The organism is Streptomyces rugosispiralis (genome assembly GCF_024505145.1).
GTDB classification, from domain to species: domain Bacteria; phylum Actinomycetota; class Actinomycetes; order Streptomycetales; family Streptomycetaceae; genus Streptomyces; species Streptomyces rugosispiralis.
On record NZ_JANIAA010000025.1, the window covers coordinates 65,218 to 84,567 of the forward strand.

A 19,350-nucleotide genomic window follows, 5' to 3' on the forward strand; every position below is an offset into this window, starting at 1 on the left:
CACCCCCACGATGACGATCGCGACGCCCACGACGGCCATCACCGACATCGCCACTCTGGTCACCAATGACCCCTCCCTCGGTGAAGGCCCCCTCGGTCTGATCCGGGACGCGGCCGTCGTCATCGACGGCGACCGCATCGCCTGGGTCGGTGGGTCCAGCAAAGCACCCGCCACCGACAACCGGGTCGACGCCGGTGGCCGGGCCGCCATTCCGGGCTTTGTGGACTCCCACTCCCATCTGGTCTTCGCGGGCGACCGGACCGAGGAGTTCAACGCCCGGATGTCCGGCCGCCCGTACAGCGCGGGCGGGATCCGCACCACCGTGGCCGCCACCCGCGCCGCCTCGAACAACGTGCTGCACGCCAACGTCGGCCGCTATGTGGCCGAGGCGCGCCGCCAGGGCACCACGACCGTCGAGATCAAGTCCGGCTACGGGCTGACCTCGCACGACGAGGCCCGCGCCCTGACCATCGCCGCCGCCCATACCGACGAGGTGACCTTCCTCGGGGCGCATATCGTCGCCCCCGAGTTCGCCGACGACCCGGCCGGGTACGTGGATCTGGTCACCGGCCCGATGCTGGACGCCTGCGCCCCGCACGCCCGCTGGATCGATGTCTTCTGCGAGCAGGGCGCCTTCGACGGCGACCAGGCCCGCACCATCCTGACCGCGGGCAAGGAGCGCGGGCTGATCCCGCGAGTCCACGCCAACCAGCTCTCCTACGGCCCCGGCGTGCGACTGGCGGTCGAGCTGGGCGCCGCCTCCGCCGACCACTGCACCCATCTGACCGATGCGGACATCGACGCGCTGGCCCAGGGCGAGACGGTGGCCACGCTGCTCCCCGGCGCGGAGTTCTCCACCCGCTCGACCTATCCGGACGCGCGCCGGCTGCTCGACGCGGGCGCCACGGTCGCCCTGTCCCCGGACTGCAACCCGGGCTCGTCCTTCACCAGCTCCATGCCGTTCTGCGTCGCGCTGGCCGTACGGGAGATGGGGATGACGCCGGACGAGGCGGTGTGGGCCGCGACGGCCGGTGGGGCGCGGGCCCTGCGCCGTACCGACGTGGGCCGGGTGAGCCCGGGGGCCCGCGCCGATCTGGCGCTGCTGGACGCCCCGTCCCATGTGCACCTCGCCTACCGCCCCGGCGTGCCCCTGGTCTCGGCGGTGTGGCACGAGGGCACCCTGGTCTGACGGCACGGCAGAGACACCCATAAGCGCGAGGCACGCGAATAGCGGGGCACGCGAATAGCGGGGCACAGGAATAACAGGGCACACGAATAAGGGCCCGTCCCGGCGATCCGGGGGCGGGCCCTTATCCGTCTGCGGAGGCGTCACTCCTCGATCATCAGACCCTTACGGAGCCGACGGAGGGTGCGCGACAGCAGCCGCGAGACATGCATCTGGGAGATGCCCAGCTCCTCACCGATCTCCGACTGCGTCATATTGGCCACGAAGCGCAGGGAGAGGATCTTCCGGTCGCGGGCGGGCAGATCGGCGATCAGCGGCTTCAAGGATTCGACGTACTCGATGCCTTCGAGCCCGTGGTCCTCGTATCCGATCCGGTCCGCCAGCGCGCCCTCGGAGTCGTCCTCCTCCGGCTGGGCGTCCAGCGAGCTCGCGGTGTACGCGTTGCTCGCGGCCATGCCCTCGACGACCTCGGCCGTGCTGATGTCCAGCCGCTCGGCCAACTCGCCGACGGTGGGGGCGCGGTCGAGCCGCTGGGCCAGCTCGTCGCCGGCCTTGGCCAGGTCGAGACGGAGTTCCTGGAGGCGCCGCGGCACGCGCACCGACCAACTGGTGTCGCGGAAGAAGCGCTTGATCTCACCGACGATCGTGGGCATCGCGAAGGTCGGGAACTCCACGCCCCGGCCGGTCTCGAAGCGGTCGATCGCCTTGATCAGGCCGATGGTGCCGACCTGGACGATGTCCTCCATCGGCTCGCTGCGGGAGCGGAACCGGGAGGCGGCGAACTTGACCAGCGCCAGGTTGAGCTCGACCAGAGTGTTACGCACATAGGCGTATTCGTGGGTGCCTTCCTCCAGCACCTCGAGACGTTCGAAGAGGGTCTTCGACAGAGCCCTCGCGTCCACCGGTGCTACCGTGTCATACGGCGGGATTTCCGGCAGATCGGACAATTCCGGCAGTTCATCGAAGAGATGGCCAACGGTCGCCGCGGCGTCAACGTCGGGGGTGAACTGCTCGGGTAGGGGGGTCGACGAAACGGTGGTCCGAGTACTCCCCGAGGGTTCGGTACGCGTGTCGTCGAGGCGGGGTGACATAGTCTCCTCCATCGTTCTTCGGCATATGGCTGCCGGTGCCATAACGTGCTGCTCCGGTGAGCGGCGCCTCCAAAGCCGGGCCGTAAGCGGGTGTGACTCTCTAGCCCTACCTGCATCGGCCACGAAGTGGCAAGTCCACGTTGTCCATATTTGCCGAACTATGCGAAATGTTCGGCTACCGGAGCGGCGGGTAGAAGGCGTAGGGTTCGATGCGCGCAATCGAAAGCAACGAGACGCCAGAAGAGGTGCGCAGATGGACCGCGGGATGGTCGGCAGCGCCAGCAAGGGCCGACTTCAGGTCGAGGTTCGGCACCACGGGGCGAGTGCGGTCGTCACGCCGGTGGGTGAGCTGGACCACCACACCGCCGAGGTGCTGCGCGAGCCGCTTGAGAAATGCGTGGAGGGGGGACGTGTCCGGCTGGTGGTGGACTGCTCGAAGCTGGAGTTCTGTGACTCCACCGGGCTCAATGTCCTCCTTGGCGCGCGGCTCAAGGCCGAGGCCGCGGGGGGTGGCGTCCACCTGGCCGGAATGTTGCCGATCGTTGCCCGGGTGTTCGAGATCACGGGCGCGGATGCCGTTTTTACCGTGCATGAGTCGCTTGACGCCGCCCTTGTCGAGTGACATAGCTCACTCCTGTTTCCGGCGTGTCATCGATGGGTCATCGGTGCGTTGCCCGCGTCACATCGATGGGGCGGAAGTAGTGGGTGTTCTCACGCTATGGCCGGGCAGGAGACAGGCTGAAACTGTTGAAGAGATCAGGTATCCCTTGTCCCTGAATCGGTGAATCGGTGAGGTGAAGCGCTGATGAGCACCACCCGGCCGTACCCGCCGGGCGACCGCGGCCCGGACCCGGACGGCCCCGCCGCTTCGGCTTCCCCACCGGTCCCCCCGACCGCCGGCCCCACCCGTCAGATCCGCAGGCTCCATCTGATCGGTGCCAGCGGTGCCGTGCCGCGCGCCCGCGACTTCACCCGCCAGGCGCTGCGCGACTGGGGGTGGCTTCCGGCCGCGACCGCCGACCACCGGGCCGCCGCCGAGGACGTGCTGCTCGTCGTCTCCGAACTGGTCACCAACGCCTGTCTGCACGCCGACGGCCCCGAGGAGCTGCGCGTCAGCTGCAACGCCAAAGTGCTCCGGCTCGAGGTAGTGGACCTCGGCACCGGTACGCCCGCGCCGCGCACCCCGCACCGCGCCGGACGCCCCGGCGGCCATGGCATGTTCATCGTCCAGCGGCTGTGCCTGGACTGGGGGGTCGTGCGGAACGTGGAGGGGACCGGCAAGACGGTCTGGGCCGAACTGGCCGCGCCGGGCTGAAGAGCACGGCTCCGGCCCCACGATCCCGCTTTCCCCCACCCTTCCCCCGCCCCACGCCGATCCGGCGTGTTCTTTGTCTTCCCATGACAAGGTCCCCGGCGTACCGTCAGCGCCCAATCTGATGTGCCGTCAGTTACATCCGGCTGCGGCGCTTGACGAGAGGGGATCTCGTGGTGTCCCACAACCAACGCCGTCCGGCCGGCCGTGGCGGCGCCCTCACGCTCGCGGCGGCCCTGGCCGGCTCCGTGGTACTCCTCACCGCCCCGGCCGCGCACGCCGACACCGTGGACGTCGACTACAAGTGCAAGACGCCGATCGGCGACAAGACCGCCGTTTCGCCCATCGACATCAAGAGCGTCGCGAGCGGTGGCGCCTACAAGCTGACCATGTCCTTCCAGAAGGGCGTCTCCTCCAGCCCCGTCGAGCTCGGCAAGGGCGCCATGCACCCCAGCGCGCTCATCAAACTGGGCGGAGCGGAGAGCGGCACGCTATCGGTGTCGGGCCCGGCCAACGACAAGGCCATCCCCGCCAACACCCCGATCAAGATCAGTGACCTGTCGGGCACCTACACCCCCAAGAAGAGCGGAAAGGTCACCTTCACCGCCTCCACGCTCACCATCAAGGCGCTGGGCACGACCACGACCTGTACCCCGGGCAACAACCCCAAGCCCTCGCTGACGCTGGACGTCAAGGCCGCGGGCGGCGGCGGAGACTCCGGCTCCACGGGCGGTACGGGCGGTACGGGCAGCACGGGCGGCAGCGGTACGGGCGGATCGGACGGATCCGGCGGTGCGCAGGGCGGCTCCGGCAACGGCCAGCTGCCGCAGACCGGACCGACGGACTCCGCCGTCGCGCTCGGCACCCTCGGCGGCACGGTGCTGCTCGCCGGAGTGGCCGGGGCGCTCTGGCTGACCCGCCGTCAGCGTCCGACCTCCTGACACGCGCGGCAGCCGAGGAGCCGCCGATGCCGTCGCGTATCCGTGCAGCGGTCCATGCCGTCATCCGCCCGGCCGTGCGGGCAGCCGTACGTCCGGCAGTGCGTCCGGCGGTGCGTCCGGCCGTACGTCCGGCGGTGCGTCCGGCCGTACGTCCGGCGGTGCGTCCGCCTGTGCGTCCGGCGGTGCGTCCGCCCGTGCGGGCAGCCGTACGCCGGGCCGTCCGCGCCGGTGCCCCGGTCCTGCTGGCCGCCTCCCTGGTGGGCCCCGTGTCGTGGGCCTCCCCGGCTGCCGCCGCCGGGCCCGACTGGTCGGCCGCCCCCGCCGCCGGGGGCGGCGGCGCACCGGGCGCGGGCGACCGGCCGTACATCTACCTCGAAGGCGGGCCCGGCGCCGTCCTCGAGGACAAGCTCTCGGTCACCAACCGGAGCGAGCACCCCCGCACCGTCCGGCTGCGCGGCGGCGACGGCGCCCGGATCGCGCCGGCCGAACGGCGGGTGACGGTGCCGCCCCGCACCCGCGCCGACATCCCCTTCACCGTCACCGTCCCCGCCGACGCGGTGCCCGGTGAGCGCCCCGGCGCGGTCATGGTCTCCTCCGGCGGCCGGGAGATCGCGGTTCGGCTGCGGCTGCGGATCAGCGGCGCGACGCTGTCCGCCCTCTCCGTCGAGGACGTGACGGTCCAGGCTCACGGCGGCGGAGCGGTCATCCGCTACGCCCTCGTCAACCGCGGCAACACCGTGCTCACCCCTCGACTGGCCGTACGTGCCGACGGGCTCTTCGGCCAGGTGCTGCGCCGGGACCCCCGCACCCTGCCGGTCGAGTTGCCGCCGGGCAAACGCGTGCGGCTCACCGAGAGCTGGCCGGACCCGCCCGCGCTGGACTCGGTGGACGTACGGCTCACGGTCACCGCGGGCGGGGGCGCGCACGCCACCGCGACCGCCGGCTACACGGCCGTCCCCTGGTGGCTGCTCGCACCGGTGGCGACCGTCCTGGCGGGCGCCGGGGGAGGCGTCTGGCTGCTGACCAGACGGCGCCGACGGCACCGCACACCGCGATCGCAGCCGCAGCCGGAACCGCGGCCGCAGCCGGAACCGCAGCCGCAACCGCACCGCACAGGGGCAGGAGCGACCACGTGAACGCACGCCGACACCCAGCCACCCCGGCCCGGCCCTCCGCCGTGCTCACCGTGCTCGCCCTGGTCCTCCTCACCCTCGGTGCGCCCCTTACGGGCGGCGCCGCGGCGGCCGAGGGCCCGACCGCGAAGGTCTCCAAGGCCGAGGCGGGCACGGGCGGCACGGTCACCGTGACCGGCGCCCACTGGCGGCCGCGTGCCCTGCTCACCCTGCTCATCTGCGGGCAGAACATGATCGGCGGCACCAACTCCTGCGCCAATGGCGACGGCAGGGCGGTCACCGCGGGCAAGGACGGCACCTTCACCAAGAAGCTGCCGGTGTCCGAGCCGCCCAAACCCTGCCCCTGTGTCATCCATATAGCGACCGTCACCGGCGAAGCCGCCGCCGCGGACGTGCCGTTCAAGGTCGCCGGGCACCCGGTCGCGCCGCTGCCGAAGGAGCGGACCGGGGGCGAGCGGCTGAGCGTGCTCTCGGCCCGGCTCGACGGCTCCAGCGGGCTGCTGACCTGGTTCGGCGCACCGCCGAGGCGACAGCTCGTGGTCACCGTCGGCAATCTCGGCTCGACCCCGGCCCGCGACCCGGTTTTCGAGGTGGGCAGCTCGCACGGCGTCTTCGCCCCCTCCTGGGAGGAGCAGCGCTGGCGGGGGACCATCCAGCCGGGGAAGAAGGCGCAGGTCAAGCTGGGCGTCGAACTGTCCGCCGGGGCCCATGGCGACTATCTGGTCTCACTGCGCTACGGCCACAAGCTGCTCGTCGAACAGCCGTGGGCGGTGGGACGGCCCTGGGGCGTCACGCTCTTCTGGGTCCTGCTGTGCGTGGTGGTCTCGGCGACGGTCTTCCGGATCGGCATGGCCGTCGTGGACAAGGTACGGCCCCGTACGGCCCGGACCGCGCCACCACCGCCCCCGCTCCCGCCCTCGCCGCCGCCGTCCGGACCGGCCGCGGCGGACGGCGCACCACCGGCGCTGCCCTGGTTCACTCCGGACACCGCGCCGGGGGCACGGCCGCACCACCAGATTTCCGCACCGACCGAGGAGATCCGACCGACCCCGAAAGGAACCACGTGAGATGCGACCAAGAGTGAGTGCGGCGGCCGTCGCGCTGCTGCTCGGCGGTGCGGGCGTGCTGCTCGGCGCGGGCAGCGCGGAGGGCGCCGAGGTCTCGTACCAGACCGAGTGCTTACCGCCCCCCATCTCCGGTATGCCCCCGGTGGAGGGCACCACGACCGTGGCCGTGACGGCGCCGGAGACGGCCAAGGTCGGGGACGAGGTCGAGGTGGTGTGGAAGACGGTGCAGGCCGCCTCCAAGAACCCGCCCATCCTCGACCTGGAGGCCGACACCGTGCTGCCGACCGGCACCGTCACGGTGGGCGGCGCCCAGACCGGCGAACTGGCCATGGAGGGGCCGCGGGAGAACCCGGCGATCCCCAAGGGCGGTGACATGAAGCTCTCCGACATGAAGGGGAAGCTGAAGCTCACCAAGGCGGGAGAGGTGACGCTGACGCCCGGCGGCTACAACATCAACGTCAGCAAGCCGCTGCCCACGGACACCAAGTGCTCGGCGAAGGAGGACGTCAAGGCCGCCGCGACCATCAAGGTGACGGACGGCGGCAGCGGTCCGGGCGGCACGACCAGCGGCACCACGAGCGGGACGACCAGCGGTACCACGAGCGGCACCACCAGTGGTACGACGAGCGGCACGACCAGCGGCACGACAAGTGGCACCACGAGCGGTACCACCGGGGGCACGACCAGCGGCACCACCGGTGGCGGGGGCGGCGGTGGCGATTCATACACCGGTAAGGAGGTTCAGGTCGCCTACGCCTGCAAGACCCCCATCGGCGACAAGAACGCGACCTCCCCGGTCCAGATCAACGCCACCAAGAGCGGCGGGAACTTCGCGCTGACCGTGAAGTTCGGCAAGTCCGTGATGGACAGCCCGGCCGACATCCCCGCCGGTTCGGTCAAGCCGTCGATGGCCGTCAAGGTCGGCGGTGCGGACAAGGGCACCGTGGCCGTGGCGGGGCCGACCAACAAGGGGCCCATCAAGTCCGGTGATCCGATCGAGATCCCCGACCTCACCGGCACCTACAAGCCGGGTGCGAGCGGCAAGTCGACGCTCACCCCCGGGGTGCTGACGGTCAAGGCGCTCGGTACGACCACCACCTGCACCCCGGCCAAGGACACCGGTGTCTCGCTGGAACTGGACACCACCGGCCAGCCCGGCGGCACCACCGGCGGTGACTCGACCGGCGGCAGCGGCTCCGGTGGCGGCACCTCCGGTGGCGGCGGTTCGGGCAGCAGCGGCGGTTCGGGCACCAGCGGCGGGCTCGCCGACACCGGCGCCAGTGACCACGGCGGGCTGAAGGCGCTCGCCCTGATCGCCGGTACCACCGTGCTGCTCGGCGGGGCCATCTTCACCCTCACCCCGTGGCGCAAGCTGCGCGGCACCACCCGCTGAACACCGGCCCGTACGAAAGCACCCGAAGGACGAGGGGCCCGGCACGGATCACCCCGCGCCGGGCCCCACGTAACCGTCTTACGGACGTCAGTGGACGTCGGCCATCAACGCCACGACCTTCTTCCGGTACATGAAGACCGCGAAGCCCGCGAGCGCCGCCATCGTCGCCTCCAGCGCGATCACCCCGACCCCGCTCAGGTCGACCCCGGCGATGGACAGCAGGCCCGTGATGCAGTCGCCCGCGGTCACGGCCAGGAACCACACGCCCATCATCTGGCTGGCGTACTTCGCCGGCGCCATCTTGGTGGTCACCGACAGGCCGACCGGCGACAGGCACAGCTCACCCATCGTCTGGATCATGTAGATCGACACCAGCCACAGCGGGCTGACCTTGGTCCCGTCCCCGGCCATCCCCATCGGCACGACGAAGACGAAGAACGAGGCGCCGACCAGGACCAGGGCCATCGCGAACTTCAGCGTGGTGTTCGGCTCCCGGTCACGCCGCGCCAGCCACAGCCACAGCCAGGCGAAGACCGGCGCCAGCGCCATGATCAGCAGCGGGTTGACGGACTGGAACCACGAGGACGGGAAGTGCAGCCCGAAGATCGTGTCCGCGGTCTTGGAGTCGGCGAAGGCCGACATCGTCGAACCGCCCTGGTCGTAGATCATCCAGAACACGGCGGCGGCCACGAAGAACCAGATGTACCCGCTCACCTTGGTCTGCTCGACCGCCGAGAGCTCCCGGTCCCGCTTGATCCGGATCAGCACCCCGGTCGGGATGATCAGGCCGAGGATGGTGATCGGGATGAGCACCCAGTTGAGGGTCCAGCTGCCGCTGAGCACCACGCCGGTGTAGAAGACCGCGGCCACGATCAGCCAGATCATCGCCTTGCGCAGCCAGGAGCGGCGCTCCTCGGCGGCCAGCGGGGTGGGGACGACGCTGCTCTCCGCGCTGAGGTGGCGGGTGCCGATCAGGAACTGGGCCAGGCCCAGCGCCATGCCGAGGGCGGCGAGCGCGAAGCCCAGGTGCCAGTTGTACGACTGGCCGACGGTGCCGATCACCAGGGGAGCGGCGAAGGCACCGAGGTTGATGCCGATGTAGAAGATGGTGAAGCCGCCGTCCCGGCGCGGGTCCTGCGGACCGTCGTAGAGCTGGCCCACCATCGTCGAGATATTGGCCTTGATCAGACCGGAGCCGAGCGCCACCAGGCCGAGACCGACGAAGAAGGTCGCCTGACCGGGGACCGAGAGCGCCAGATGCCCGGCCATGACGACGCCGGACGCGATCACCACCGTCTTGCGCGGCCCCCAGACCCGGTCGCCGAACCAGCCGCCCGGCATGGCCAGCAGATAGACCAAGGCCAGATACACCGAGTAGATGGCCACCGCGTTGCCCTCGGTCATCCCGAGTCCGCCGCCCTGCCCGCCGTCCTTGGCGTCGGGACCACCGGAGATCAGATAGACCACGAGGAGGGCCCGCATGCCGTAGAAGCTGAACCGCTCCCACATCTCGATCATGAAGAGAGTGGCCAGGCCGCGGGGATGGCCGAAGAAGGTTTTGCCGCCGGCAGGGGTCCCCTGCGCGGTGGCGCCCTTCGTCAGGCTGGACGCCATGGTGGATTCCTTGTGTGCTCAGGGAGCGCTGCCAGGCGGGGCCAGCGCCCTGTGGGGGGATGGCTGAGCGACTGAGCGGCCGGGTGCGGCCGGGCCGGTTGTGCCGACCCCGTCCCGCTCCGGACATGACAGAGACCTTTGGGTGCGTCATCGCCACCAAAGGCCCCGGAGGAGTGCTGCAGACGTTGTTTCACCATACGACACGTTCTTGACACCTTTGGAGATGGTGAGAGATACCTCACGAGCGAGGTGTGCAACCGTCCGTGCTCCGTCCGTCGCGCCGTACGCGCCCCGTGCTCCGACCTCAGCGGACTACCATCACCCCCATGACCCGAGTACTGCTCGCCGAGGATGACGCATCCATCTCGGAGCCGCTCGCCCGCGCCCTGCGCCGCGAGGGGTACGAGGTCGAGGTGCGTGAGGACGGACCCACCGCGCTCGACGCCGGTCTGCAAGGGGGCGTCGATCTGATCGTCCTCGACCTCGGCCTGCCCGGGATGGACGGGCTCGAGGTCTGTCGCCGGCTCCGTACGGAGGGCCACGGCTTTCCGGTGCTGGTGCTCACGGCCCGCGCGGACGAGGTGGACACGGTGGTCGGCCTGGACGCCGGTGCCGATGACTATGTGACCAAGCCGTTCCGGCTCGCCGAGCTGCTCGCCCGGGTCCGGGCGCTGCTGCGGCGCGGTGCCGTCGAGACGCAGCAACAGCAGCCGGCCACCCACGGGGTGCGGATCGACGTCGAGTCGCACCGCGCCTGGATGGGCGACGAGGAGCTGCAGCTGACCGCCAAGGAGTTCGATCTGCTGCGGGTCCTGGTACGGGACGCCGGGCGGGTGGTCACCCGCGATCAGCTGATGCGCGAGGTGTGGGACACCACCTGGTGGTCCTCCACCAAGACCCTCGACATGCACATCTCCTGGCTGCGCAAGAAGCTCGGTGACGATGCGGCCAACCCCCGCTATATCGCCACCGTCCGCGGTGTCGGCTTCAGATTCGAGAAAAGCTGACCTGACTGACACGGTAGGGCAATGCGCCGTCGCTTGATCAACTCCACCCTGGCCGTGGTGCTCGTCGTCATCGCGGTCTTCGGCCTGTCACTGGTCATCGTCGAGACGCGGACCATCGAGAACAGCGCCCAGGAGAGCGTGAGCTCCGACGCCGTGCGCCTGGTCAGCATCGTCGACAGCCGGCTGCTGGGCGGCGAGGGGGTCACCACCAGGGTGCTGCGCGAGCAGATCGAGGCCGGGCGCTACGCGGTGATCAGGATGCCCGACCACCGCACGGTGAAGATCGGCAAGCGCCCCACCGGCAGCGTCATCTCCGCCCAGGAGCCGGGGGAGCAGGGCGAGGTCGTCCGCGTCGAGGCGTCCCGCTCCACGGTGAGCCGGGAGATCGGCCGCACCATGCTGATCATCCTGGCGGTGGCGCTGCTCGCCGTGCTCGCCGCGGTGGCCCTCGCCGTACGCCAGGCGCACCGGCTCTCCGCCCCGCTCACCGATCTCGCGGAGACCGCCGAGCGGCTGGGCTCCGGGGACCCCCGGCCGCGCCACCGGCGCTACGGGGTGCCGGAGCTGGACCGGGTCGCCGACGTCCTGGACGCGAGCGCCGAGCGCATCGCGCGGATGCTCACCGCCGAGCGGCGGCTGGCCGCCGACGCCTCCCACCAGCTCCGTACGCCGCTGACCGCGCTGTCCATGCGGCTGGAGGAGATCACGCTCACCGACGATCCGGAGACGGTCAAGGAGGAGGCGACGATCGCGCTGGGCCAGGTGGAGCGGCTCACCGATGTCGTCCAGCGGCTGCTGACCAATTCGCGCGATCCGCGCAGCGGCTCCGCGGTCGCCTTCGACCTGGACGAGGTCGTCAAGCAGCAGATCGAGGAGTGGCGCCCGGCCTCGCGCAGCGAGGGCCGCGCCATCGTCCGCTCGGGCAAGAAGGGGCTGCGCGCGGTGGGCACCCCGGGCGCGGTCGCCCAGGTGCTGGCGACGCTGATCGAGAACTCGCTGATGCACGGTGACGGCACGGTCGCGCTGCGTACCCGCGTCACCGGCAACCAGGCCGTGGTGGAGGTCTCCGACGAGGGGCCCGGGGTGTCGCCGGACCTGGGGGCGCGGGTCTTCGAGCGGACGGTCAGCGGGCGCAACTCCACCGGGCTGGGGCTCGCCGTGGCGCGGGACCTGGCGGAGGCGGACGGCGGCCGGCTGGAGCTGCTCCAGCAGCATCCGCCGGTGTTCGCGCTCTTCCTCAGCCGGGAGGCCGAGGACCCCACGGCCTCCTGAGCCGCCCTGTCGCGCCGCCGGGCGCCGCTTCCGGACCGGCCGCCTGGGGACGGGCCGCTTCGGGACGGGCCGCTTCCGGACCGGCCGCCTCGGGACGGGCCGCTTCCGGACCGGCTACTTCCGGACCGGCTGCTTCCGGGTGGCCTGGGCGGGCGGCGCATCGGACAGGAAGGCCTCCGCGCGCTCGACGGCCTCCCGCGCGGGCAGCGTCCGGAACACCCAGGTCCGGTAGGACCAGAAGCGGAAGAGGGTGCCCAGGCCGATGCCGAGGAACTTGAACACATTGCTCTGGAGTGAGCTGTCCCACTCGAAGCCATATGTGGCGGTGTAGAGCACACCGTTCTCGATGATCAGGCCGATGGCGCTGAACAGCAGAAAGAGGCTGAGTTCCTTGGTGCGGCCCTGCTTGTCGCGGTCCCGGTAGGCGAAGTACCGGTATCCCAGGTAGTTGAAGCCGGTGGCGACCACCGTGGCCACGATGCTGGCCCGCACCACGGGGAGTTCGGTGACCCCGCGCACCAGGTTGAACACCGCGAGATTGACGAAGACGCCGGCACCGCCGACCACCCCGAACTTCGCGATCTCGCGGGACAGTTGCCCCATCCGGGCACGCAGCCCACCGAGTGTGCTCCGTTCACTCATGGTGATCGTTCTGCCCCGTCCCGTCGGCGTCATCAATCCCCCCATGCTAACCAGCGGCCGCGCCCCGCGCCCTTCAGGCCGCGATGCTGGGCCCGGCGGAATATCTGGAGGTTCCTCCAACGCAGGTCAGGGCCGGTCGAAGCGGGAAGTTACCCTGGGAGGGTGACATTCCCGGTAGTCGGCATGGTCGGCGGCGGCCAGCTCGCCCGTATGACCCATGAGGCGGGCATCCCCCTCGGCATCAGGTTCAAGCTGCTCAGTGACACCCCCCAGGACTCGGCGGCCCAGGTGGTCAGCGACGTCGTCATCGGCGACTACCGTGACCTGGACACCCTTCGTGCGTTCGCACAGGGCTGTGATGTGGTCACCTTCGACCACGAGCACGTCCCGGCCGAGCATCTGCGCGCCCTGGAAGCGGACGGCGTGGTCATCCGCCCCGGAGTCGAGGCGCTGCTGCACGCCCAGGACAAGGGTGTGATGCGCGAGCGGCTGCGTACGGCCGGGGTGCCCTGCCCCCGCCACCGCATCGTGGCCGACCCCGAGGACGTGGCGCGGTTCGCGGACGAGGGCGACGGCTTTCCGGTCGTCCTCAAGACGGTGCGCGGCGGCTACGACGGCAAGGGCGTCTGGGTCGTCCGCGGCGCGGCGGAGGCGGCCGAGCCGTTCCGCGCGGGCGTGCCCGTCCTCGCCGAGGAGATGGTCGACTTCGCCCGTGAGCTCGCCGCCAATGTCGTACGGTCCCCGCACGGCCAGGCCGTCGCCTACCCCGTCGTGGAGTCGATCCAGGTGAACGGGGTCTGTGACACCGTGATCGCCCCGGCCCCCGGCCTCTCCGAGGAGCTGTCCGGCCAGGCGCAGGAGATGGCGCTGAAGATCGCCGCGGAACTCGGGGTGGTCGGCCATCTCGCGGTCGAGCTGTTCGAGACCCGCGACGGCCGGCTGCTGGTCAACGAGCTGGCGATGCGCCCCCACAACTCCGGCCACTGGACCCAGGACGGCGCCGTCACCTCCCAGTTCGCCAACCACGTACGGGCCGTGCTCGACCTCCCGCTGGGCGACCCGCGCCCGCGTGCGGGGTGGACGGTGATGACCAATGTGCTCGGCGGTGACTTCCCCGACATGTACGGGGCGTATCTGCACTGCATGGCGCGCGACCCGGCGCTCAAGATCCATATGTACGGCAAGGACGTGAAGCCCGGACGCAAGGTCGGCCACGTCAACACCTACGGCGACGACCTGGCCGACGTCCGCGAGCGCGGCCGCCACGCCGCCGACTACCTCCGAGGGACCATCACCGAATGAGCGCTCCTGTGATCGGCATCGTCATGGGCTCCGACTCCGACTGGCCCGTCATGGAGGCAGCGGCCAAGGCCCTCGACGAGTTCGAGGTCCCGTACGAGGTGGATGTCGTCTCGGCCCACCGCATGCCGCGCGAGATGGTCGCCTACGGCGAGAACGCGGCGGACCGCGGCCTCAAGGCGATCATCGCCGGTGCGGGCGGCGCCGCCCACCTTCCCGGCATGCTCGCGTCCGTCACCCCTCTTCCGGTCATCGGGGTGCCCGTACCGCTGAAGTACCTCGACGGCATGGACTCCCTGCTGTCGATCGTCCAGATGCCCGCGGGGGTCCCGGTGGCCACGGTCTCCGTAGCCGGCGCCCGCAACGCGGGCCTCTTGGCCGCCCGCATTCTGGCCGCCCACGACTCCGGCCTCCAGGCCCGGATGCGCGAGTTCCAGGACGAACTCAACGCCCAGGCCACGGAGAAGGGCAAGCGGCTGCGCGCGAAGGTGGACGGGGCGGGTTCGTTCGGCTTCGGCCACTGAGCCCCATTCCAGCGCCTCCGGGGTAACTCCAGCCCTTCGGGGCAACCTCCAGCGCCTCCGGGTAACTTCCAGCCCCTCCGGCGTTTGAGGAGCGGGGTCCGGGGCGGAGCCCCGACGGGGGCCCGGGGGCGGAGCCCCCGAAAACGGGGTCCGGGGCGGGAGCCCCGGTTTCGGGAAGGGGCGGGGTGGGGGCAAGCCCGCCGCAGGCGGCCCCAACACGTGACTTCCACCGCGCCCCATACGAAACTACGAGGATGACCGATCACCTCGCGCAAGCCCGAGACCTGCTGGCCACCCACCCCATCGTGGACGGCCACAACGACTTCCCCTGGGCCCTGCGCGAGCAGGTCCGCTACGACCTCGATCAGCGCGACATGGCCACCGACCTCACCGCCTACACCCACACCGACCTCCCCCGACTGAGGGCCGGCGGCGTAGGCGCCCAGTTCTGGTCGGTGTTCGTCCGCTCCGACTTCCAGGGCGACACGGCGGTCAGCGCCACCCTCGAACAGATCGACGTCGTCCGCCGGTTCACCAACCGGTACGCGACCGACCTGCGCCCCGCCTTCACCGCCGACGACATGGAGGCGGCCAGGACCGAGGGCCGGATCGCCTCCCTCATGGGCGCCGAGGGCGGCCACAGCATCAACTGCTCCCTGGCCACCCTGCGCACCCTCTACGACCTCGGCGTGCGCTATATGACGCTCACCCACAACGACAACGTCCCCTGGGCCGACTCGGCGACCGACGAGCCGAAGGCACACGGCCTCACCCGCTTCGGCGAGGAGGTGGTGCGCGAGATGAACCGCCTGGGCATGCTCGTCGACCTCTCCCATGTCTCGGCCGACACCATGCGGGACGCGCTCCGGGTGACCGAGGCGCCCGTGGTCTTCTCGCACTCCTCCGCACGCGCCGTCTGCGACCATCCGCGCAACATCCCGGACGATGTGCTGGAACTGCTGCCCGCCAACGGGGGCGTGGCGATGGCCACCTTCGTTCCCAAGTTCGTCCTGCCCGAGGCGGTCGCCTGGACCCGGGAGGCGGACGAGAACATGCGCGCCCACGGGCTGCATCCGCTGGAGATGACGCCCGCCGCCATGAAGGTGCAGCGCGCCTTCGAGGAGGCCAACCCGCGCCCCATGGCCACCGTGTCGACCGTCGCCGACCACCTCGACCACATGCGCGAGGTGGCGGGGGTCGACCACATCGGCATCGGCGGCGACTTCGACGGCACCGCCTTCACCCCGGAGGGCCTGGGCGATGTCGCGGGCTATCCGAACCTGGTGGCCGAGCTCCTCGACCGCCGCTGGTCACCGGCCGACCTGGCCAAGCTGACCTGGCAGAACGCGGTCCGTACGCTGCGCGGCGCGGAGGACGCGGCACGCGCGGCGCGAACCACACGCGGCCCGTCCATCGCGACCATCGACCAACTGGACGCCGCGGACGCGGCCTGACCCGAAGCCACCCGGCGCCGCACCACACCACCCGACACGCCAACGGCCGGGGACGGAAGGTGCTCAGGGATGGATCAGGGGCTCAGGGATGGATCAGGCAGAAGGGGTGCCCCGCCGGGTCGGCGAAGACGCGGAAGTCCCGCTTCCCGCCCTCGTCGTCGAGGTCCAGCGCCCGAGCCCCCAGCGCCAGCACCCGCTCCTGCGCCGCTGCCATATCGGCCACCCGCAGATCGAAGTGCAGCTGCTGCGACTCCTTCGCCGACGGCCAGCTCGGCGCGACGAAGCCGGGCGCCTCCTGGAAGGCCAGTCGCGCCCCGTCTGGCAGGCGGAGATCGACCCAGGACTTCCCCTCGTTCTTGATCTCACCGCCCAGCACCTGCTGGTAGAAGTGGGCCAGCGCGGTGGGGTCGGGGCAGTCGATCGCGGTGACGTCCAGTTTGGCGATGGGCATGGCTCCTCCTCGGGTCCCGTCCCGGGTTGACCGAACGGGCCCCGTCAAACGGGGAGCCTCACACCCCGTGAATCAGAGGGTCTTGCGGCGGCCTCACGCCATCGGGCGCCCGAGCGCCCGGTAGGTCCACCCGGCATCCCGCCAGACGTCGGGGTCCAGCGCGTTGCGCCCGTCGAGGATGCGGCGCTCGGCGACGACCGCGCCGAGGCTCGCCGGGTCCAGCTCCCGGAACTCGCGCCACTCGGTGAGGTGCAGCACCGCATGGGCGCCCTCCGCCGCCGCGGCCGCGGTCGGGGCGTAGGCGAGGGTCGGGAAGAGGGCTCGGGCGTTCTCCATGCCCTTGGGGTCGAAGACGGTCACCTGGGCGCCCTGGAGCTGTATCTGACCGGCCACATTGAGCGCGGGGGAGTCCCGGACGTCGTCGGAGTCCGGCTTGAAGGTCGCGCCCAGCACCGCGACCCGCTTGCCCAGGAAGGCGCCGCCGACGGCCTCGCGGGCCAGCTCGACCATATGGCCCCGGCGCCGCATGTTGATCGAGTCGACCTCGCGGAGGAAGGTCAGCGCCTGGTCGGCGCCGAGCTCACCGGCCCGCGCCATGAAGGCCCGGATGTCCTTCGGCAGGCAGCCGCCGCCGAAGCCGATCCCGGCCCGCAGGAACTTCTTGCCGATGCGCTCGTCGTAGCCGATGGCCTCGGCGAGCTTGACCACATCGCCGCCCGCGGCCTCGCAGACCTCGGCCATCGCGTTGATGAACGAGATCTTGGTCGCCAGGAAGGAGTTGGCCGCGACCTTCACCAGCTCGGCGGTCGGGAAGTCGGTCACCACGAACGGCGAGCCCTCGCCGATGGGCGTCTGGTACACCTCGCGCAGCAGCTTCTCGGCCCGGTCGCCCGCGACGCCGACCACGATCCGGTCCGGGTGCAGGGTGTCCTGGACGGCGAACCCCTCGCGCAGGAACTCCGGGTTCCAGGCGAGCTCCGCGTCCGCCCCCACCGGGGCCAGCTCGGCCAGCCGGGCCGCGAGCAGATCGGCGCTGCCGACCGGCACCGTGGACTTGCCCACGACCAGCGCGGGGCGGCGCAGATGCGGGGCAAGCGACTCCACCGCGGAGTTCACGTAGCTCATGTCACAGGCGTACTCGCCGTGCTTCTGCGGGGTGTTCACGCAGATGAAGTGGATGTCGCCGAACTCCCCGGCCTCCTCGTAGGAGGTGGTGAAGCGCAGCCGCCCGCTGGACCCCTCGATCCCCGCGGTGTGCCGCCGCAGCAGGTCCTCCAGTCCGGGCTCGTACATCGGCACCCGGCCCTGGGCGAGCATCGCGATCTTCTCGGGCACGACATCGAGGCCCAGCACCTCGAAGCCCAGCTCAGCCATGGCCGCTGCGTGGGTGGCGCCGAGGTAGCCGGTGCCGATCACAGTGATCTTGAGGGCCATGCAGTGCTCCAGAACGGTCGATCGCAGATGCGGTGCCTGAGCATAGTCGGGACCCGAGGACGGGCTCAGCCGACTCTGTCAGGTAGCTCACGTATACCTATCGAGGCGTCGCCCCTAGAATTCAGTTACTTAACGGTAGTTAGCGCTCTATGGGGAGTGAGAGGCTTGGCGTCCTCGGTGAACGACTTCGACCTGTACCGGCCGTCCGAAGAGCACGACATGCTCCGGGACGCCGTCCGCTCTCTCGCCGAGGCGAAGATAGCCCCCTATGCCGCCGAGGTCGACGAGGCGGCCCGGTTCCCCCAGGAGGCGCTGGACGCCCTGGTCGCGAACGATCTCCACGCGGTGCACGTCCCCGAGTCCTACGGCGGCTCGGGCGCGGACGCGCTGGCCACGGTGATCGTCATCGAGGAGGTCGCCCGGGTCTGCGCCTCCTCCTCCCTGATCCCCGCGGTCAACAAGCTGGGCTCGCTGCCGGTCATCCTCTCCGGCTCCGAGGAGCTGAAGAAGAGGTACCTGGCCCCGCTCGCCAAGGGCGACGCGATGTTCTCGTACTGCCTCTCCGAGCCGGACGCGGGCTCGGACGCGGCGGGGATGAAGACCAAGGCGGTCCGTGACGGCGACTTCTACGTGCTCAACGGCGTCAAGCGCTGGATCACCAACGCCGGCGTCTCCGAGTACTACACGGTGATGGCCGTCACCGACCCCGAGAAGCGCTCCAAGGGCATCTCCGCCTTCGTCGTCGAGAAGTCCGACCCGGGCGTCTCCTTCGGCGCCCCGGAGAAGAAGCTCGGCATCAAGGGCTCGCCGACCCGCGAGGTCTACCTCGACAACGTCCGCATCCCGGCCGACCGGATGATCGGCGCCGAGGGCACCGGCTTCGCCACCGCCATGAAGACCCTCGACCACACCCGGATCACCATCGCCGCCCAGGCCCTCGGCATCGCCCAGGGCGCGCTGGACTACGCCAAGGGGTACGTCCAGGAGCGCAAGCAGTTCGGCAAGCCGATCGGCGACTTCCAGGGCGTCCAGTTCATGCTCGCCGACATGGCGATGAAGCTGGAGGCCGCCCGGCAGCTCACCTACGCGGCGGCGGCCCGGTCCGAGCGGGTGGCCCTCGGCGGCGGCAAGGAGGACCTGACGTTCTTCGGCGCCGCGGCCAAGTGCTACGCCTCCGACGCCGCGATGGAGATCACCACGGACGCCGTCCAGCTGCTCGGCGGCTACGGCTACACCCGTGACTACCCGCTCGAGCGGATGATGCGCGACGCCAAGATCACGCAGATTTATGAGGGCACGAACCAGGTGCAGCGCATCGTGATGGCGCGCAACCTTCCGTAGAGCCTTTGCTGCGGGTCAGCGTCCCAGGGCGTCTTCGATTGCCTGCCCCGCGGCAGGCAATCGAAGACGCCAGAGTCACCGTGCCCTAGCGGCGGTCCACTCCCGTTCAACCTGCCTTCGTAAGCTGGTCTTTGAGCGTCCCCCTGTTGAGCGCCACGCGGTGGCGTGAGCGATCGCGGGGCAAGAAGG

Annotated in this window: 18 protein-coding genes; 13 read left to right on the forward strand and 5 right to left on the reverse strand. The window is 70.6% G+C overall.

Annotated elements, in window-relative coordinates; translation table 11 throughout:
- The first annotated feature begins 10 nt into the window (after positions 1-10).
- Entirely contained in the window at positions 11-1,189 is a 1,179-nt protein-coding gene (gene hutI, locus NP777_RS29955; protein ID WP_256653295.1) for an imidazolonepropionase, read from the forward strand.
- A gap of 140 nt (positions 1,190-1,329) precedes the next feature.
- Here hutI and NP777_RS29960 read toward each other — a convergent pair whose 3' ends face one another.
- Positions 1,330-2,277, reverse strand: a complete 948-nt coding sequence (locus NP777_RS29960; RefSeq protein ID WP_256653296.1) for an RNA polymerase sigma factor SigF — start codon at positions 2,275-2,277, stop codon at positions 1,330-1,332.
- A gap of 253 nt (positions 2,278-2,530) precedes the next feature.
- On the opposite strand from NP777_RS29960, the gene NP777_RS29965 reads away from it, so the two are divergent.
- The 6 genes from NP777_RS29965 to NP777_RS29990 all read left to right on the forward strand — a co-directional run bounded on the left by NP777_RS29965 (position 2,531) and on the right by NP777_RS29990 (position 8,123).
- Positions 2,531-2,899, forward strand: a complete 369-nt coding sequence (locus tag NP777_RS29965; protein WP_198280435.1) for an STAS domain-containing protein — start codon at positions 2,531-2,533, stop codon at positions 2,897-2,899.
- Between the two features lie 183 nt (positions 2,900-3,082).
- Positions 3,083-3,592, forward strand: coding sequence for an ATP-binding protein (locus NP777_RS29970; protein ID WP_256653297.1), 510 nt, complete (start codon positions 3,083-3,085; stop codon positions 3,590-3,592).
- 170 nt (positions 3,593-3,762) lie between these two features.
- The gene (locus NP777_RS29975) at positions 3,763-4,530 is read left to right on the forward strand and encodes an LPXTG cell wall anchor domain-containing protein (RefSeq protein WP_256653298.1); all 768 of its coding nucleotides are present in this window, start codon (positions 3,763-3,765) and stop codon (positions 4,528-4,530) included.
- 194 nt (positions 4,531-4,724) lie between these two features.
- On the forward strand, positions 4,725-5,666 hold the full coding sequence (locus NP777_RS29980) for a COG1470 family protein (protein ID WP_391858601.1): 942 nt from the start codon (positions 4,725-4,727) through the stop codon (positions 5,664-5,666).
- Positions 5,663-6,730 (forward strand): hypothetical protein, encoded by a 1,068-nt coding sequence (locus NP777_RS29985; RefSeq protein WP_256653300.1) that lies wholly within the window; start codon positions 5,663-5,665, stop codon positions 6,728-6,730. The genes NP777_RS29980 and NP777_RS29985 overlap by 4 nt, the downstream gene beginning before the upstream one ends.
- A 1-nt stretch (position 6,731) precedes the next feature.
- Positions 6,732-8,123 (forward strand): hypothetical protein, encoded by a 1,392-nt coding sequence (locus NP777_RS29990; protein ID WP_256653301.1) that lies wholly within the window; start codon positions 6,732-6,734, stop codon positions 8,121-8,123.
- 87 nt (positions 8,124-8,210) lie between these two features.
- Here the strand turns inward: NP777_RS29990 and NP777_RS29995 are convergent, their stop codons facing one another.
- Positions 8,211-9,737 carry a peptide MFS transporter gene (locus tag NP777_RS29995; RefSeq protein WP_256653302.1) on the reverse strand — a complete coding sequence of 509 codons (1,527 nt, stop codon included), beginning with the start codon at positions 9,735-9,737 and terminating at the stop codon, positions 8,211-8,213.
- A 326-nt stretch (positions 9,738-10,063) separates the two neighbouring features.
- On the opposite strand from NP777_RS29995, the gene NP777_RS30000 reads away from it, so the two are divergent.
- Together NP777_RS30000 and NP777_RS30005 are read left to right on the forward strand one after the other, a co-directional pair.
- The gene (locus NP777_RS30000) at positions 10,064-10,744 is read left to right on the forward strand and encodes a response regulator transcription factor (RefSeq protein WP_020870789.1); all 681 of its coding nucleotides are present in this window, start codon (positions 10,064-10,066) and stop codon (positions 10,742-10,744) included.
- Positions 10,745-10,765: 21 nt separating this feature from the next.
- A complete protein-coding gene (locus NP777_RS30005; RefSeq protein WP_256653303.1) occupies positions 10,766-12,016 on the forward strand; it encodes an ATP-binding protein in 1,251 nt (416 codons plus the stop codon).
- Between the two features lie 114 nt (positions 12,017-12,130).
- Here the strand turns inward: NP777_RS30005 and NP777_RS30015 are convergent, their stop codons facing one another.
- The gene (locus NP777_RS30015; protein ID WP_256653304.1) at positions 12,131-12,658 is read right to left on the reverse strand and encodes a GtrA family protein; all 528 of its coding nucleotides are present in this window, start codon (positions 12,656-12,658) and stop codon (positions 12,131-12,133) included.
- A gap of 183 nt (positions 12,659-12,841) precedes the next feature.
- Here NP777_RS30015 and NP777_RS30020 point away from each other — a divergent pair, with 183 nt between their 5' ends.
- The 3 genes from NP777_RS30020 (at position 12,842) to NP777_RS30030 (ending at position 15,935) form a co-directional block, all read left to right on the forward strand.
- The gene (locus tag NP777_RS30020) at positions 12,842-13,960 is read left to right on the forward strand and encodes a 5-(carboxyamino)imidazole ribonucleotide synthase (protein ID WP_391858602.1); all 1,119 of its coding nucleotides are present in this window, start codon (positions 12,842-12,844) and stop codon (positions 13,958-13,960) included.
- Entirely contained in the window at positions 13,957-14,481 is a 525-nt protein-coding gene (gene purE, locus NP777_RS30025; RefSeq protein WP_256653305.1) for a 5-(carboxyamino)imidazole ribonucleotide mutase, read from the forward strand. The genes NP777_RS30020 and purE overlap by 4 nt, the downstream gene beginning before the upstream one ends.
- 254 nt (positions 14,482-14,735) lie before the next feature.
- Positions 14,736-15,935, forward strand: coding sequence for a dipeptidase (locus NP777_RS30030; RefSeq protein WP_256653306.1), 1,200 nt, complete (start codon positions 14,736-14,738; stop codon positions 15,933-15,935).
- Between the two features lie 82 nt (positions 15,936-16,017).
- Here the strand turns inward: NP777_RS30030 and NP777_RS30035 are convergent, their stop codons facing one another.
- Positions 16,018-16,386: a VOC family protein gene (locus tag NP777_RS30035; protein ID WP_256653307.1), complete on the reverse strand. Its 369-nt coding sequence runs from the start codon at positions 16,384-16,386 to the stop codon at positions 16,018-16,020.
- Positions 16,387-16,479: 93 nt separating this feature from the next.
- Positions 16,480-17,820, reverse strand: a complete 1,341-nt coding sequence (locus NP777_RS30040; protein WP_256653308.1) for a UDP-glucose dehydrogenase family protein — start codon at positions 17,818-17,820, stop codon at positions 16,480-16,482.
- 165 nt (positions 17,821-17,985) lie between these two features.
- Here NP777_RS30040 and NP777_RS30045 point away from each other — a divergent pair, with 165 nt between their 5' ends.
- Positions 17,986-19,161, forward strand: coding sequence for an acyl-CoA dehydrogenase family protein (locus NP777_RS30045; RefSeq protein WP_256653309.1), 1,176 nt, complete (start codon positions 17,986-17,988; stop codon positions 19,159-19,161).
- Positions 19,162-19,350 lie beyond the last annotated feature (189 nt).